Source organism: Leisingera sp., from assembly GCF_982940295.1.
The window spans coordinates 105,044-120,777 of the sequence record NZ_CEYXRG010000002.1 but is presented as its reverse complement, the minus strand read 5'-3'; the positions used below and the strand labels follow the sequence as shown (position 1 = coordinate 120,777).

Below are 15,734 nucleotides of genomic sequence, written 5' to 3'. Positions count from 1 at the left end.
ATGCATTTTGTGCCGCCTGTACGTGATAAATCGGCCTCAACACTGAATGTGGAGCGATGACATGAGCGATCTTCCCAACAAGGCCCGCGTGGTCATTATCGGCGGCGGCGTGATCGGCTGCTCGGTGGCCTATCACCTGACCAAGCTCGGCTGGAAAGATGTGGTGCTGCTGGAGCGCAAGCAGCTGACCTCCGGCACCACCTGGCACGCCGCGGGCCTGATCGCCCAGCTGCGCGCCACTGCCAACATGACCAAGCTGGCGAAATACAGCCAGGAACTCTACGGCTCGCTGGAAGAAGAAACCGGCGTCGCCACTGGCTTCAAACGCTGCGGCTCGATCACCGTCGCGCTCACCGAAGAGCGCAAGGAAGAGATCTTCCGCCAGGCCGCCATGGCGCGCGCGTTTGGTGTCGAAGTTGAGGAAATCTCCCCCGAGGAAGTCAAAGCCCGTTACGAGCACCTGAACGTGGGCGACGTGTCCGCTGGTGTGTGGCTGCCCAAGGACGGGCAGGGCGACCCGGCCAACATTGCGCTGGCCCTGGCCAAAGGCGCCCGCCAGCGCGGCGCGCTGGTCAAGGAGCGGATCAAGGTCACCGGCATCTCCAAGGAAGGCCGCCGTGTCACCGGCGTTGACTGGGCCAGCGATGACGGTCAGTCCCAGGGCCGCATCGAAGCCGACATGGTGGTGAACTGCGCCGGCATGTGGGGCCATGAGGTCGGCCGCATGGCGGGTGTCAACGTCCCGCTTCATGCTTGCGAGCACTTCTATATCGTCACTGAAGGGATCACGGGCCTGACCCAGATGCCGGTGCTGCGCGTCCCGGACGAATGCGCCTACTACAAGGAAGACGCCGGAAAGATCCTGCTGGGCGCGTTTGAACCGAATGCCAAGCCCTGGGCAATGAACGGCATCCCCGACAGCTTTGAATTCGACCAGCTGCCCGAGGACTTCGACCACTTCGAGCCGATCCTGGAAGCGGCCTGTAACCGGATGCCGATGCTGGCTGAGGCAGGCATCCACACCTTCTTCAATGGACCGGAATCCTTCACCCCGGACGACGCCTACCACCTGGGCCTGGCGCCTGAGATGGACAACTTCTGGGTCGCTGCGGGCTTCAACTCGATCGGCATCCAGTCCGCAGGCGGTGCCGGCATGGCGCTGGCGCAGTGGATGGAAGACGGCCAGAAACCGTTTGACCTCGGCGACGTGGACATCTCCCGGATGCACCCGTTTCAGGGCAACAAGCACTATCTTTTCGAGCGCTCGAAAGAGACCCTGGGCCTCCTGTACGCCGACCACTTCCCCTACCGCCAGAAGGCCACCGCCCGCGGCGTGCGCCGGACCCCGTTCCATCACCACCTGAAGGAACAGGGCGCGGTCTTCGGCGAGCTCGGCGGCTGGGAGCGCGCCAACTGGTTCGCCAACGAGGGCCAGGAACGCGAGTACCAGTACAGCTGGAAGCGCCAGAACTGGTTCGAAAACTCTGCCGCTGAACACAGGGCAGTCCGCGAGAACGTCGGCATGTACGACATGTCCTCCTTCGGCAAGATCCGCGTCGAAGGCCCGGATGCGGAGACCTTCCTCAACTACATCTGCGGCGCCAACGTCTCGGTGCCCGCGGGCAAGATCGTCTACACCCAATTCCTGAACCCGCGCGGCGGCATCGAGGCGGATGTGACCGTCACCCGCTTGTCTGAGACCGCCTATCTGGTGGTGACCCCGGCGGCGACCCGTCTGGCCGACCAGACCTGGATGATGCGCCACGTAGGCGACCACCGCGTCGTGCTCACCGATGTGACGGCAGGCGAGGGCGTGCTGGCTGTGATGGGCCCCAACGCCCGCAAGCTGCTGCAGAAAGTGTCGCCCAACGATTTCTCCAATGAGGCTAACCCCTTCGGCACCGCGCAGGAAATCGAGCTGGGCATGGGCCTCGCCCGTGTGCACCGTGTGACCTATGTGGGCGAACTTGGCTGGGAAATCTATGTCGGTGCAGACATGGCGGGCCACGCGTTTGAAACCCTGTGGGACGCAGGCCAGGACATGGGGCTCAAGCTTTGCGGCATGCACATGATGGACAGCTGCCGGATCGAAAAGGGCTTCCGCCACTTCGGTCACGACATCACCTGCGAGGACAATGTGATCGACGCCGGCCTCGGCTTTGCAGTTGCCACCGGCAAGGACGATTTCATCGGCAGGTCCGCGGTGCTGGAGCGCAAGGAAGCCGGCCCCAAGAACCGCATGCTGCAATTCAAACTGACCGATGCCGAACCGCTCTTGTTCCACAACGAACCGATCATCCGCGACGGCAAATATGTGGGCTACCTCAGCTCCGGCAACTACGGCCACACGCTGGGTGCCGCCATCGGCATGGGCTATGTGCCGTGCGAGGGGGAAAGCGCCGCCGATGTGCTGGGCTCCACCTACGAGATCGACGTTTGCGGTGTGAAGGTGAAGGCCGAGGCTTCGCTGAAGCCGATGTACGATCCGAAATCGGAGCGGGTGAAGGCCTAAGCGCCTCTCCAGCGTCTTTACCTGCCCGTATCACGCCCCGGCCTGCGCGCCGGGGCGTTTTTCGTCTGTGTCCCCGCGGGGACTCGTTTCAGGTTTCGCAACCCAGTCCCCGCGGGGACAGTTCCGGGTTCTGCTGCAACGTTTCCCCGGGTTTGGCCCATATGCCGTCCGCCGCCTCTTGACCCCGCCGGAAATCCCTTGGAGAAATCCATAAAAAGCCTTGTATGGCAGGGGTAAACAGGTAGGTTGCTTGTCCCGGCCACTGACAGGGGCCTGACGAAGAGGATTTGGGACATGAAGATCAGCATCGAACGCGGCACGCTTCTCAAGGCTGTGGCTCAGGCGCAGTCTGTTGTCGAGCGCCGCAACACCATTCCGATTCTGGCGAATGTGCTGATCGAAGCCGAAGGCGACAGCGTCCAGTTCCGCGCCACCGACCTGGATATCGAGGTGGTCGACAAGGCCCCCGCGCAGGTGGAGCGCGCCGGCGCGACCACCGTGGCCGCCACCACCCTGCACGAGATCGTGCGCAAGCTGCCCGACGGCGCGCTGGTCACCCTGAGCGCTGACGCCGCAACCGGCCGCCTGACCGTTGAGGCCGGCCGCTCCAACTTCTCGCTGGCGACCCTGCCGCGAGAGGATTTCCCGGTGATGGCCTCGTCCGAGTATCACTCGAACTTCGCCGCGAAGGCCGCGGTGCTGCGCCGCTTGTTCGACAAATCGAAATTCGCGATCTCCACCGAGGAGACCCGGTATTACTTGAACGGTGTTTACCTGCATGTGTCGTCGGGTGATGGCGGCAAGGTTCTGCGCGCCGTCGCCACCGACGGCCACCGCCTGGCCCGCATCGACGCGGAACTGCCGCTGGGCGCCGAGGACATGCCCGGCGTGATCGTGCCGCGCAAGACCGTGGGCGAGCTGCGCAAGCTGCTGGACGACGACGACATGGACATCGCGGTTTCGGTCTCCGAAACCAAGGTGCGCTTTGCCACCCCGAACATCACCCTCACCTCCAAGGTGATCGACGGCACCTTCCCCGACTACACCCGCGTGATCCCAGCCGGCAACACCCGCCGCCTGGAGGTGGATGCAGCCGAGTTTGCGCAAGCCGTTGACCGGGTTGCCACCGTGTCCTCCGAACGCTCCCGCGCGGTGAAGCTGCAGCTGGAAGAGGACCGCCTGATCCTGTCGGTGAACGCGCCCGACAGCGGTGCCGCCGAGGAAGAGCTGGCGGTTGCCTACAATGACGAGCGGCTGGAAATCGGCTTCAATGCCAAATACTTGCTGGAAATTGCCAATCAGGTGGACCGCGAAAACGCCGTGTTCATGTTCAACTCCTCCGGCGATCCGACCCTGATGCGCGAAGGCAATGACGAAAGCGCCGTTTACGTCGTGATGCCGATGCGGGTCTGACGCGCCTGACGGCGCGGCCTGCGGCGCGAGTATTTTTAGAAAGATGAAAAGGGAGCGCGCCTCGTGCTGGCCCTGACCGCATTGACCCTGTCCCATTTCCGCTCGCATTTGCGGGCGGAATTGCGTTTGGACGGGCGTCCGGTGGCGATCTACGGGGACAACGGGGCAGGCAAGACCAACATACTGGAAGCAGTCTCGCTGTTTTCTCCGGGCCGCGGGTTGCGCCGGGCCAGCGCGGCAGAGATGGCGCGCCAGCCTGAAGCTTTGGGCTGGAAGCTGAAGGGGGAGCTGCGGGCACCGTCGCAGGCCTATGAGGTGGAAACCTGGTCCGAGGGCGGCACTGCCCGGCAGGTTAAGATTGATAATAAATCCGCCAGTCAGCTGGCGCTGGGGCAGGTGGCGCGGGTGGTCTGGCTGATCCCGGCGATGGACCGCCTGTGGATCGAGGCGGCGGAGGGGCGGCGGCGGTTCCTGGACCGGATCGCGCTGAGTTTCGAACCTGCCCATGCCGAGGCCTCACTGGCCTATGAGAAAGCGATGCGCGAGCGTAACCGGCTGCTGAAGGAGCAGGTGCGCGATGCCGCCTGGTACCGGGTCCTGGAGGATCGCATGGCGGCAGCCGGGCACCGGATCCATGCCGCACGGGTGCAGGCGGTGGATTTGCTGCAGCTGGCGCAGGCGGAGGCGGAAACCGCATTTCCCGCGGCAGAGCTGGAATTGCTGCAGTCGGAGGGCAGCATGCCGTCCTCTGAAGCCGATTTCAAAGAGGCGCTGCAGGAAAGCCGGTTCCGGGATCTGGCGGCGGGCCGCACTCTGGTCGGGCCGCACCGCACTGACCTGATAGGCACTTACCGGGCCAAGGGCATCCCGGCCAAGGATTGCTCCACCGGTGAGCAGAAGGCGCTGCTGGTCTCGCTGATCCTGGCCAACGCCCGGGCGCTGGCACAGCGCGAGGGCGCGCCGCCGATCCTGCTGCTGGATGAGGTGGCCGCGCATCTGGATGCGGGTCGCCGGGCCGCGCTGTATGATGAGATCTGCGCGCTTGGCACCCAGGCCTGGATGACCGGCACCGGGCCGGAGCTGTTTGCCGAACTGGGCGGCCGCGCCCAGGTGCTGGAAGTCTCGGACAGCGGCGGCACGTCGGAGGTTTTGCAAAAATGACCGTCACACCCTGGGAACTGACCCTCTATGCGGGGGCTCTGCTGATCCTGTTCCTGACCCCCGGTCCGGTCTGGCTGGCCTTGATGGCACGCTCTCTCTCGGGCGGGTTTCAGGCGGCCTGGCCGCTGGCGGTCGGGGTGGCCTGCGGCGATATCCTGTGGCCGCTGATCGCGGTGGCGGGCATGTCCTGGGTGGTGTCCGAGTTCACCGGCATAATGACCGTGCTGCGCTGGGTGGCCTGCCTGATGTTCCTCGGCATGGGCTATCTGCTGATCCGCCATGCCGGCGACGCGGTGGAGGAAAACCGGGCCCTGACCCGCCCCGGTGTCTGGGCCGGGTTCATGGCTGGAATTGCCGCCATTCTGGGCAACCCCAAGGCGATCCTATTCTACATGGGGGTGCTGCCGGGGTTCTTTGATCTGTCCGGCACTTCCTGGCCGGATGTGGCTGCGATCGTGACGCTGTCCTTCGTGATCCCGCTGGTTGGCAACTTGGCACTGGCCGGCATGGTGCACCGGGTGCGCCGCGCGGTGACCTCCACGCGGATCCGGCGGCGCATCAACCTGGTATCGGGCGGTCTGCTGATCGCGGTGGGGCTTGTGATTCCTTTCACCTGACCGCTGCCCTCAGGCAGGCGGCAGCAGCCAGGCCCGCAGATAGGGGTCGAGCGCCTCGGCGGGTGACGCGTCGTTTTCGTGCTCGGCGCAGAACCAGACACCCAGCACATGATTCAGAAAGCCTTGGATGCCTTCTGCAAGCAGTTCCGGTGGCTGGTCCTTGCGCACATTGCCCGCTGCCTGCAGGGTCTGCAGCCAGCCTGTCAGCAGGGTGACCTGCCGGATAAAGCTTGCTGCCACCACCTCATCCGGTTCCGCGGCGGTGGTGCCTGAGTAGCGAAGCAGGAGGTCGAAGATCACCCGGTCCTGCGCGACGTAATCGAGATGCGGAGCCAGCCGGGCGGTGAGGGCGGCAACGTCCGCAGGGGTGCCGCCAGCCTCCATCCCGTCGAGCAGGCGCGTGACTTCCTCGCCGATCAGCACAGCCAGCAGCCCGTCCTTGTCCTTGAAGTGGGAAAACAGGGTGCCCTTGGCCACGCCCGCCCGGGCAACCACGTCTTCGACCCGCAGCCCGCTGTAGCCTTGTTTCTGTACGATAGCCGCTGCCACCTCCAGCAGCTTTGCCCGTGTTTCCAGCCGCCGCTTCTGGGGTGCACGTGTCATGTCTCAGCCTCACGATCTCGTTATTGACCGCGGTCACTTTTATAATTGACCGCGGTCATTTTTGGTTCAATAAAGTGACCATGGTCAACTTAACTTGCGGAGCCTCAAATGTCTTCCCGGAAAATCCTGATCCTGAACGGCCACCCCGGCCAAACCTCGCTGTCTAAATCCCTGTGTGCCGCCTATCAGGCCGCGGCTGAGGAAAACGGCCACCAAGTGCGCTGCCATGACATTTCGCAAATGAAGTTCGACATGGACTATGGACAAAGCGGGTATAAGAACCCCAAGCCGCTGGAACCGGATCTGGCCGCCTTCCTGGAGGATCTGGAATGGGCAGAGCATGTGGTGATGTCTTCACCGCTGTGGTGGGGCGCGGTGCCGGCCAAGCTGAAGGCGGTGTTTGACCGGGCCTTGTTGCCGGGGCGTGCCTTTGACACCCGCAACGTCAATTTCATGGGGCTGCCGGCGCCGATGCTGACCGGCAAGACCGCGCGTGTGCTGCTCACATCGGACACCCCTGCGCTGCTGCTGCGGCTGTTCTACGGCAATGCAGTCAAGAAATTCATCAGCCGCCAGATCCTTGGCTTTGTCGGCATCAAACCCACGCGGTTCACCACGTTTGCGCCGGCCACGGATGCGCCGGAGGCCAAGGTCGAATCCTGGCTCAGAACTGCAGGAGGGCTGGGGGCCAAAGCGGCTTGATTCTGCCAAGAAAAAAGGGGGCTTGCGCGTGACATTCCTGGTCAGGTTTCGTATAAAATCCCGAAGCTAAGACAGGAAGATGTGAATGTCCGGAAACGAGCAGGCCCCCGCAGAATATGGCGCGGATTCCATCAAGGTTCTCAAAGGGTTGGAGGCGGTTCGCAAACGCCCCGGCATGTATATCGGGGACACGGATGACGGCTCGGGCCTGCATCACATGGTGTATGAGGTCGTGGACAACGGCATCGACGAGGCGCTGGCGGGCCACGCAGACCATGTGACCGTCAAAATTCACGCCGATTCCAGCGTCTCCGTCAGCGACAACGGGCGCGGGATTCCGGTGGATATCCATGCCGAGGAAGGCGTGTCCGCGGCCGAGGTCATCATGACCCAGCTGCACGCCGGCGGTAAGTTCGACTCGAACTCCTACAAGGTGTCCGGCGGTCTGCACGGCGTGGGCGTTTCGGTGGTGAACGCGCTGTCTGATTGGCTAGAGCTGCGCATCTGGCGCAACGGCAAGGAGCACGTCGCCCGGTTTGAGCGCGGCGATACCGTCAAACATCTGGAAGTGGTCGGCGATTGCGGCGACCAGACCGGCACCGAGGTCCGGTTTATGGCGTCGACGGATACATTCTCGAACCTGGAGTACTCTTTCGAGACGCTGGAAAAACGCCTGCGTGAACTGGCCTTCCTGAACTCCGGCGTGCGGATCATTCTGGAGGATGAGCGCCCGGCGGAGAAGCTCTCGGCTGAGCTCTTTTACGAGGGCGGCGTCAAGGAGTTCGTCAAATACCTTGACCGGCACAAGACCCCGGTGATGGAGGCTCCGGTCTACATCGTGGGGGAAAAGGATGACATCGGCGTCGAGATCGCCATGTGGTGGAACGACAGCTACCACGAGACGGTGCTGCCCTTTACCAACAACATCCCGCAGCGCGATGGCGGCACTCACGTTGCGGGCTTCCGCGGTGCGCTGACCCGCACCATCAACAACTACGCGCAGACGTCGGGCATCGCAAAGAAGGAGAAGGTCTCCTTCACCGGTGACGACGCCCGCGAGGGGCTGACCTGTGTTCTGTCGGTCAAGGTGCCGGATCCGAAATTCTCCAGCCAGACCAAGGACAAGCTGGTATCCTCCGAGGTGCGCCCGGTGGTGGAGAGCCTGATGGGCGAGAAACTGGCCGAATGGTTCGAAGAGAACCCCAACGAAGCCAAGCAGATCGTCGGTAAGATTGTCGAAGCCGCGCTGGCCCGCGAGGCCGCCCGCAAGGCGCGCGAGCTGACCCGCCGCAAGACCGCGATGGACGTGAACTACCTGGCGGGCAAGCTCAAGGACTGCTCCGAGAAAGACCCCTCCAAGACCGAAGTCTTCCTGGTCGAGGGTGACTCGGCCGGCGGCTCCGCCCAGACGGGGCGGGACCGGATGACCCAGGCGATCCTGCCCCTCCGAGGCAAGATCCTGAACGTGGAACGGGCGCGGTTCGACCGTATGCTGTCGAGCCAGGAAATCGGCAACCTGGTGATGGCGCTGGGCACCGGCATCGGCCGGGACGAGTTCGACATCTCCAAGCTGCGCTACCACAAGATCGTCATCATGACCGACGCCGACGTCGACGGCGCCCACATCCGCACCCTGCTGCTGACCTTCTTCTACCGGCAGATGCCGGAGCTGATCGAGGGCGGCTACCTCTATATCGCGCAGCCGCCGCTTTATAAGGTCGCGCGCGGCAAGTCGGAGGTCTATCTCAAGGATCAGGCGGCGCTGGATGACTACCTGATCAACCAGGGCGTCGACGGCGCGGTTCTTAAGCTGGGCGACGGCTCCGAGATCGCCGGCGCAGACCTCACCCGCGTGGTGGATGAGGCGCGTCAGCTCAAGCGCGTGCTGGATGCCTTCCCGACCCACTACCCGCGCCATATCCTGGAGCAGGCCGCGGTGGCCGGCGCCTTTGTGCCCGGCGCGGTGGATGCCGACCTGCAGGGCGTGGCGGACAAGGTGGCGGCGCGGCTCGACGCGATTGCGCTGGAGTACGAGCGCGGCTGGCAGGGCCGGATCACGCAGGACCACGGTATCCGCCTGGCCCGCATCCTGCGCGGGGTGGAAGAAGTCCGCACGCTGGACGGCCCGATGCTGCGCTCCGGCGAGGCCCGCAAGACCGGCAGCTTCACCAAGAGCCTGCAGGAAGTATACGGCACCACTGCCCAGCTGGTGCGCCGCGACCGCAGCCAGATCATTCACGGGCCGCTCGGTCTGCTGCAGGCGATTCTGGAAGAGGGCGAGAAGGGACTCACCTTGCAGCGCTACAAGGGCCTGGGCGAGATGAACCCGGACCAGCTGTGGGAAACCACTCTGGACCCCGATGCGCGCACCCTGCTGCAAGTGCGGATTGACGACATGGTCGAGGCGGATGACCTGTTCACCAAGCTGATGGGAGATGTGGTGGAGCCCCGCCGCGAATTCATCCAGAAAAACGCCCTCAGCGTCGAGAACCTGGACTTCTAGCGCGTTGTAGAGGCCCCCTTAGTACTGCGGGCTCCACCGGTATCGCCGGAGGTGCCTGCAGGTCTGTGGAGGCCTTGGTGTGCAAATTGGCGTCCTGGCCGCATTCGGGAGGGGCCAGGCGGCGTTGCGTAAGAGTGCCTGCCAGCCGCCCTGCCTTTGGGTCATGCTGGTATGAGAACCCATACAAGGAGCAGCGCCATGCCGGTCAGTGCCTGTATGGCCGATGCGCCTGCAAGAATGTATACCGCACGGGCTTCTCGCTTCTCCTCTGCCAGCGCGTCACCACGCACGAGCCAGTAGAAGCTGTCATTGGGCAGGATCGCAACGAAGGAGCCAAGGCAGATCGCAAAGACGGCGGCGATCGGTTCAGTGCCGCTTGCGGCAACGATCGGCGCTGCGACCGGCGAGACCGCGGCGAATGTCGCCATGGATGATCCCTGGGCCAGTTTAAACGCAGCGGTTAGTGCGAACAGGGCGAGCAATGTGAGCGGGCCGCCGCCTTCAGGCACCAGCCGGTCAAGAGGCACAGCCCCGGTCACTGCCGCCCCGAAAGCGCTGGCGGCCCCGATCAGCAGCAGCAATGATCCGGTCCGCCGCACAGCCGCTTCCATGCCGCCGCGGCGCGCGCTGGCTGGGGTTTGCGCCACTGCGAGGACCGCGGCGGCGATCAGCGCGCCCTTGGTCGACAGAAAGAAATCCGCCGCGGCCAGACCGGTTTGCCCGGCCAGCCCGCCGAATGTTAGCAGTGCGGCCATGAGCACGAAGGGCGCAAAAGCGATCCATAGCCGTCCGCTTGCAGGGGCCGGCTCAGGCTCTTTCCCGGCAACAGGCGCTCCGTTGACAAGGCGCACCCAGACCATGCCCGCAGCCCAGACAGGGGGTGTAAGTGCGATTCCTGCGGCCAGCAGAACCAGCGGCGGTGCCGAATCCGGGATTGCACCGCCCAGCCCGGCCGCCACGATCAGGGGACCGGCGGGGTAGAGCAGTTTGAAGCCGGTATAGGCACCGAAAACGGTGGCGAGCTTGTGCCGCCCGGCCGCCGGAGAAAGTGCGGCATAGGCGGTGTCGGGGCAGATCATGCCCGCCCCGGCTACAGGCGAGGCGAGCCCCGCCGTCCGTCCGGCGGCTTCGGAGGCTATGTGCCGGCGTGAGAGTGCGGCGGCAAGCGTGAAAGAGGGCAGCAGTATCAGGGCGAACTCGCCCAAGGCGCGTCCGAAACCGGTGTTGAACAGGCCGATCACCTCCTCCGCTCCGCGACCGTTTGCCAGGCCAAGCACCAGTGTCAGAAGGATCATCCACATTACCAGGGGTAAGTCCGGGAATACCCGACTCACAGTCGCGGCGTCAGCAACAGCAGTACGTGTGTCGGGCATGGCCAATAACCTTTATGCATGAGTTCTGAACATGCTATCCATGCCCCTAACCCTTTCAAAATGAGAAGAAGCAGTACTTATCATGCGTACAACTCATGCTAACCTCCCCCTCAGGTCGCTTCAGGTCTTCGAAGCCGCCGCCCGCCACGGCAGCTTTACGGCGGCGGGTGCAGAGCTGGGGATCACCCAGAGCGGCGTGTCGCGGCAGATCTCGGACCTGGAGGCGGTTCTTGGAGTACGGTTGTTTGTCCGGAAAGGAGCAAAGGTGACCGTGACCCCGGCGGGCGACCGGCTGGCGGCGGGGCTGACCGACTCCTTTGGCCAGATGTGGCGCGCGGTGGCTGAGGCCCGGCGGTCGGAACAGGTGGTCACACTTTCGATGCTCCCTTCCGTCGCGGCCCGCTGGTTTGCGCCCCGGCTGGGACGGTTCATTGCCGGCCACCCGGAAATTGACCTGCGGGTTACGGCTTCGCGCCATCTGGTCGATTTCGCCGCCGAAGGGATCGACGCGGCTGTCCGCTATAGCCGAGAACCTGACATCAGCCTGGAGGCGGTCAAGCTCGGCACTGAGACGGTGCAGCCGGTTTGCTCCCCGGACTATGCCCGCCGGATGCGCCTGGAGGCTCCGGAAGATCTTTATCGCGCAACTCTTCTTCACGCGGATATTCCCGAGGACTGGGCCGCTTGGCTTCACCTTGCGGGGTGCACCCGGCCGCCGCCCGCCGGGCCGCGCCTTGAGGATGATGGAGCCATACTTCAGGCCGCCCTGGATCATCAGGGGGTTGCACTTGGCCGGTCGCTGCTTGTGGCCGGCGACATCGCGGCAGGCCGGCTCATTGCGCCATTTACGGTCAGCCTTGAGGCGAGCCATAGCTATTGGTTCGTCATGCCCAAGGGGGTGGAGCCGTCGAAGACGCTTGCCTCCGTCAAGCAGTGGCTAATCGGCGAGTTTCAAGGCGCGGGTCAGGATGCATCCCGATAAGCAGGAGCGCAGTATTGCCGGCGGTGAGCAGGTCTTGCCGCGAAAGCGGCCTCGCGACCAGCAACCTACCTGCGGCTTGGTCCTGACAAGGCAAAGGGACCCGCAGCGCGCCCGCGGCGCTGGTCGCTTCGGTTTCTGCGCCGCGCTGCAGACGAACGGCTTGTTTTGAATTTACTTAACAAGTTTCTGAAGTCGCCGTTTGCAGCCTGACAAACATTAACTTATGATTTTTTGAATATTTTGATTTTCGGAATATGGCGGCCTTAAAATGACTCAGATCAATGTGACGGACGCCGGTCCTTCGCATTCTCCGGTCCAGCGAAGTGAAGCTGAATTGGAAAACAGGTATCTGACATGACCGTTTCCTGCCTGGCTTGCTCCGCTGACAAAGTGAGAGCCAAGGAGGACGCATATGTCCGAACAGCCAACCAAAGCCGAAGAGCGGAACACTTTCCTGTTTCTCGCTGTCATCCTGGCGCCGGTTCTAGCGGTGGGAATCGTCGGCGGTTACGGCCTGATCATCTGGGTTTCCCAGATCTTCCTGGGCCCGCCCGCGGGTTAAGAGGCCAGGCCGATGCCAGCCCACGCCAGCACAGCCCCTTCCCGGCGCGCCTTTCTGACCGGACGGGTCGCCAGGCCCGAGCCGGAGTTCCGCCCGCCTTGGACCGATGAAACCCGGGTGCAGGCGCATTGCACCAGCTGCAATGCCTGCGTGGAGGCCTGCCCGGAAGAGATCATCGAGTTTGACAGCCGGGGCCGCCCGCGGATCCGCTTCAGCGGCGGCGAGTGCACATTCTGTGCGGCCTGCGCCGAGGCCTGCCCTGAACCTGTTTTCGACCTCGAGCAGCCCGAGCCATGGCCGGTGACCGTGGAAATCGGCAGCAGCTGCCTGCTGTCCGCGGGCATCACCTGCCAGCTGTGCACCGATATCTGCGACCCGCGCGCCCTTCGGATGGATCTGTCGGTCCGTCCGGCAGGTGCCATCCAGGTGGACGCTACCGCCTGCACCGGCTGCGGTGCCTGTCTTGCCACCTGTCCCAACAACGCCATCGCGATCCGCGACCCCCGCCAGCAAAGGAGCCACGGGTGACAGAAGAACTGCATATTTCCAGCCTGCTGGTGCGCAGCGACCCGGCCTGCATGAAGGCCGTGCTGAACAGCATCAAAGCCATGCCGAACTCCGAGATTTCGCAAACGGATCCCTCGGGCAAAATTGTCGTTTTGTTCGAAGCGGACAGTGATCGCGCCATTGGCGATGCCCTGGCCAAAATCCAGCTTCTCGACGGTGTCGCCAGCGCGGCGCTTGTCTTCCATCAGACCTGCGATGCCCAGGAACTCGCCCTCCAAGAAGGAACTTCCCAATGACCGGACTTACACGCCGTGACGCCATCAAGGCGCAGGCTGCCGCCGCCGCGGCACTTGCTGCCGGGCTGCCGATCCCCGCGGCAGCGCAGAACCTTGTCACCGACGCCAGCCTGACCGAACTGAAATGGTCCAAGGCGGCCTGCCGCTTCTGCGGCACCGGCTGCTCGATCATGGTGGCCACCAAAGCCGGACGTGTGGTTGCCACCCATGGCGACACCCAGGCAGAGGTCAACCGCGGCCTGAACTGCGTCAAGGGCTACTTCCTGTCGAAGATCATGTATGGCGCCGACCGCCTGACCACCCCGCTGCTGCGCAAGACCAATGGCGAATATGATAAGAACGGCGAGTTCACCCCGGTCAGCTGGGATGAGGCCTTCGACATCATGGCCGAGAAGTGGAAAAAGACCCTGGCCGAGAAAGGCCCTGAGGGCATCGGCATGTTCGGCTCCGGCCAGTGGACCGTCTGGGAAGGCTATGCTGCCTCCAAGCTGATGAAAGCGGGCTTCCGCTCCAACAACATCGACCCGAACGCGCGCCACTGCATGGCCTCTGCCGTGGGCGGCTTCATGCGGACCTTCGGCATCGACGAGCCGATGGGCTGCTATGACGACTTCGAGAACGCCGACGCCTTTGTGCTGTGGGGCTCGAACATGGCGGAGATGCACCCGATCCTGTGGACCCGCATCACTGACCGCCGCTTCAGCCATCCGCATGTCAAAGTGGCGGTGCTGTCGACCTTCACCCACCGCAGCTTCGACCTGGCGGACATCCCGGCGGTGTTCACCCCGCACTCCGACCTGGTGATCCTGAACTACATCGCCAATTACATTATCCAGAACGACGCGGTGCATAAGGATTTCGTCGGCAAGCACGTCAACTTCAAGCGCGGCAACCAGGACATCGGCTATGGCCTGCGTCCCGAGCACCCGCTGGAGCAGGCTGCCGGGAACGCCGGCAAGGCCGGCGGCGCAACGGACATGAGCTTTGAGGAGTTTGCTGCGTTCGTTTCCGAATACACGCTTGAAAAAGCGGCGGAAATGTCCGGCGTCCCGGCAGAGACGCTGGAGAAGATCGCCAAGCTGTACGCCGATCCGGACACCAAAGTGATGTCGCTGTGGACCATGGGCGTGAACCAGCACACCCGCGGTGTCTGGGTGAACAACCTGCTTTACAACATCCACCTGCTGACCGGCAAAATCTCCACTCCCGGCAACTCGCCGTTCTCGCTGACCGGCCAGCCTTCGGCCTGCGGCACTGCGCGCGAGGTGGGCACCTTCGCGCACCGCCTGCCCGCCGACATGGTGGTCAAGAACCCCGAGCACCGCGCCTATGCCGAGAAGATCTGGAAACTGCCCGAAGGCACCGTGCCCGGCTGGGTCGGCTCCCACGCGGTGAAGCAGAACCGCGACCTGAAGGACGGCAAGATCAACTGCTACTGGGTGCAGGTGAACAACAACATGCAGGCCGCCCCCAACATGATGGAGGAAGGTCTGCCGGGCTACCGAAACCCCGACAACTTCATCGTGGTGTCGGACGCCTATCCGACGGTGACCGCCGAAGCCGCCGACCTGATCCTGCCCGCCGCCATGTGGGTGGAGAAGGAAGGCGCCTACGGCAACGCCGAACGCCGCACCCAGTTCTGGTATCAGCTGGTCAACGCGCCGGGTGAATCCAAGTCCGACCTGTGGCAGCTGGCCGAGTTCTCCAAGCGCTTCACCACGGATGAGGTCTGGCCTGCGGAAATCCTGGACGCCAACCCCGGCTACAAGGGCAAGACCCTGTTCGAGGTGCTGTTCGCCAACGGCAAGGTCGACCAGTTTGAGCTGTCCGAGAAGGCCAAGGAATACGGCAACCACGAATCCGAGGACTTCGGCTTCTACATCCAGAAGGGCCTGTTCGAGGAATACGCCGAGTTCGGCCGCGGCAAGGCGCACGATTTGGCGCCGTTCGACACCTACCACGAGGTGCGTGGCCTGCGCTGGCCCGTCGTCGATGGCAAGGAAACCCGCTGGCGCTTCAAGGAAGGCTCAGATCCTTATGTGAAGCCGGGCTCGGATTTTGAGTTCTACGGCAAGCCTGACGGCAAGGCTGTGATCTTTGCGCTGCCCTATGAGCCGCCGGCGGAAAGCCCGGATGAGGAATACCCGATGTGGCTGACCACCGGCCGGGTTCTGGAGCACTGGCACTCCGGCTCGATGACCCAGCGGGTGCCGGAGCTGTATCAGGCGGTGCCGGATGCGCTTTGCTACATGCACCCGGACGATGCCAAGGCCCAGGGCTTTAGGCGCGGCACCGAGGTGCGGGTGATCTCGCGGCGCGGTGAAATCCGCACCCGGGTGGAAACCCGCGGCCGCAACAAGCCGCCCAAAGGCCTGGTCTTTGTGCCCTGGTTCGATGCGCGCCGGCTGATCAACAAGGTCACGCTGGATGCCACCGATCCGATCTCGAAACAGACGGACTTCAAGAAATGTGCAGTCCGTATCGAAGCAGTGTGAGGCCCGTC

General features: G+C 63.7%; 13 protein-coding genes. 11 read left to right on the top strand and 2 right to left on the bottom strand.

The features are described 5' to 3' along the window. The first annotated feature begins 61 nt into the window (after positions 1-61). From AC4HIX_RS02410 to AC4HIX_RS02395, 4 genes are all read left to right on the top strand, one after another. Complete coding sequence (locus AC4HIX_RS02410) at positions 62-2,512, top strand: GcvT family protein (protein ID WP_490397743.1); 2,451 nt, start codon at positions 62-64, stop codon at positions 2,510-2,512. Positions 2,513-2,806: 294 nt separating this feature from the next. Then, complete coding sequence (gene dnaN, locus AC4HIX_RS02405) at positions 2,807-3,925, top strand: DNA polymerase III subunit beta (protein WP_475048253.1); 1,119 nt, start codon at positions 2,807-2,809, stop codon at positions 3,923-3,925. Positions 3,926-3,988: 63 nt separating this feature from the next. Continuing rightward, a complete protein-coding gene (gene recF / locus AC4HIX_RS02400; protein ID WP_490397742.1) occupies positions 3,989-5,086 on the top strand; it encodes a DNA replication/repair protein RecF in 1,098 nt (365 codons plus the stop codon). Next, positions 5,083-5,703 carry a LysE family translocator gene (locus AC4HIX_RS02395; protein WP_490397741.1) on the top strand — a complete coding sequence of 207 codons (621 nt, stop codon included), beginning with the start codon at positions 5,083-5,085 and terminating at the stop codon, positions 5,701-5,703. The genes recF and AC4HIX_RS02395 overlap by 4 nt, the downstream gene beginning before the upstream one ends. A gap of 9 nt (positions 5,704-5,712) precedes the next feature. Here the strand turns inward: AC4HIX_RS02395 and AC4HIX_RS02390 are convergent, their stop codons facing one another. Further along, positions 5,713-6,306 carry a TetR/AcrR family transcriptional regulator gene (locus AC4HIX_RS02390; protein WP_490397740.1) on the bottom strand — a complete coding sequence of 198 codons (594 nt, stop codon included), beginning with the start codon at positions 6,304-6,306 and terminating at the stop codon, positions 5,713-5,715. A gap of 108 nt (positions 6,307-6,414) precedes the next feature. On the opposite strand from AC4HIX_RS02390, the gene AC4HIX_RS02385 reads away from it, so the two are divergent. Together AC4HIX_RS02385 and gyrB are read left to right on the top strand one after the other, a co-directional pair. Beyond that, entirely contained in the window at positions 6,415-7,008 is a 594-nt protein-coding gene (locus tag AC4HIX_RS02385; protein WP_475048245.1) for an NAD(P)H-dependent oxidoreductase, read from the top strand. Between the two features lie 85 nt (positions 7,009-7,093). After that, positions 7,094-9,511: a DNA topoisomerase (ATP-hydrolyzing) subunit B gene (gene gyrB, locus AC4HIX_RS02380; protein WP_475048243.1), complete on the top strand. Its 2,418-nt coding sequence runs from the start codon at positions 7,094-7,096 to the stop codon at positions 9,509-9,511. 161 nt (positions 9,512-9,672) lie between these two features. Here the strand turns inward: gyrB and AC4HIX_RS02375 are convergent, their stop codons facing one another. After that, positions 9,673-10,884, bottom strand: a complete 1,212-nt coding sequence (locus AC4HIX_RS02375) for a GntT/GntP/DsdX family permease (RefSeq protein WP_490397876.1) — start codon at positions 10,882-10,884, stop codon at positions 9,673-9,675. Between the two features lie 82 nt (positions 10,885-10,966). Here AC4HIX_RS02375 and AC4HIX_RS02370 point away from each other — a divergent pair, with 82 nt between their 5' ends. From AC4HIX_RS02370 to napA, 5 genes are all read left to right on the top strand, one after another. Beyond that, positions 10,967-11,866, top strand: coding sequence for a LysR substrate-binding domain-containing protein (locus AC4HIX_RS02370; RefSeq protein WP_490397739.1), 900 nt, complete (start codon positions 10,967-10,969; stop codon positions 11,864-11,866). Positions 11,867-12,278: 412 nt separating this feature from the next. After that, complete coding sequence (napE, locus tag AC4HIX_RS02365) at positions 12,279-12,428, top strand: periplasmic nitrate reductase, NapE protein (protein WP_475048174.1); 150 nt, start codon at positions 12,279-12,281, stop codon at positions 12,426-12,428. Between the two features lie 12 nt (positions 12,429-12,440). Then, positions 12,441-12,956: a ferredoxin-type protein NapF gene (napF, locus tag AC4HIX_RS02360; RefSeq protein ID WP_490397738.1), complete on the top strand. Its 516-nt coding sequence runs from the start codon at positions 12,441-12,443 to the stop codon at positions 12,954-12,956. Next, on the top strand, positions 12,953-13,231 hold the full coding sequence (locus AC4HIX_RS02355) for a chaperone NapD (protein ID WP_490397737.1): 279 nt from the start codon (positions 12,953-12,955) through the stop codon (positions 13,229-13,231). The genes napF and AC4HIX_RS02355 overlap by 4 nt, the downstream gene beginning before the upstream one ends. After that, on the top strand, positions 13,228-15,726 hold the full coding sequence (gene napA, locus AC4HIX_RS02350; RefSeq protein ID WP_490397736.1) for a nitrate reductase catalytic subunit NapA: 2,499 nt from the start codon (positions 13,228-13,230) through the stop codon (positions 15,724-15,726). The genes AC4HIX_RS02355 and napA overlap by 4 nt, the downstream gene beginning before the upstream one ends. The last annotated feature ends 8 nt before the right edge of the window (positions 15,727-15,734 follow it).

Bases quoted from the DNA above. Each gene is read 5' to 3' on its own strand.
- dnaN (WP_475048253.1), top strand. From the start codon at position 2,807: ATGAAGATCAGCATCGAACGCGGCACGCTTCTCAAGGCTGTGGCTCAG.
- napE (WP_475048174.1), top strand. From the start codon at position 12,279: ATGTCCGAACAGCCAACCAAAGCCGAAGAGCGGAACACTTTCCTGTTT.
- AC4HIX_RS02385 (WP_475048245.1), top strand. From the start codon at position 6,415: ATGTCTTCCCGGAAAATCCTGATCCTGAACGGCCACCCCGGCCAAACC.
- AC4HIX_RS02395 (WP_490397741.1), top strand. From the start codon at position 5,083: ATGACCGTCACACCCTGGGAACTGACCCTCTATGCGGGGGCTCTGCTG.
- AC4HIX_RS02370 (WP_490397739.1), top strand. From the start codon at position 10,967: ATGCGTACAACTCATGCTAACCTCCCCCTCAGGTCGCTTCAGGTCTTC.
- napA (WP_490397736.1), top strand. From the start codon at position 13,228: ATGACCGGACTTACACGCCGTGACGCCATCAAGGCGCAGGCTGCCGCC.
- AC4HIX_RS02410 (WP_490397743.1), top strand. From the start codon at position 62: ATGAGCGATCTTCCCAACAAGGCCCGCGTGGTCATTATCGGCGGCGGC.
- napF (WP_490397738.1), top strand. From the start codon at position 12,441: ATGCCAGCCCACGCCAGCACAGCCCCTTCCCGGCGCGCCTTTCTGACC.
- gyrB (WP_475048243.1), top strand. From the start codon at position 7,094: ATGTCCGGAAACGAGCAGGCCCCCGCAGAATATGGCGCGGATTCCATC.
- AC4HIX_RS02390 (WP_490397740.1), bottom strand. From the start codon at position 6,306: ATGACACGTGCACCCCAGAAGCGGCGGCTGGAAACACGGGCAAAGCTG.
- AC4HIX_RS02375 (WP_490397876.1), bottom strand. From the start codon at position 10,884: ATGCCCGACACACGTACTGCTGTTGCTGACGCCGCGACTGTGAGTCGG.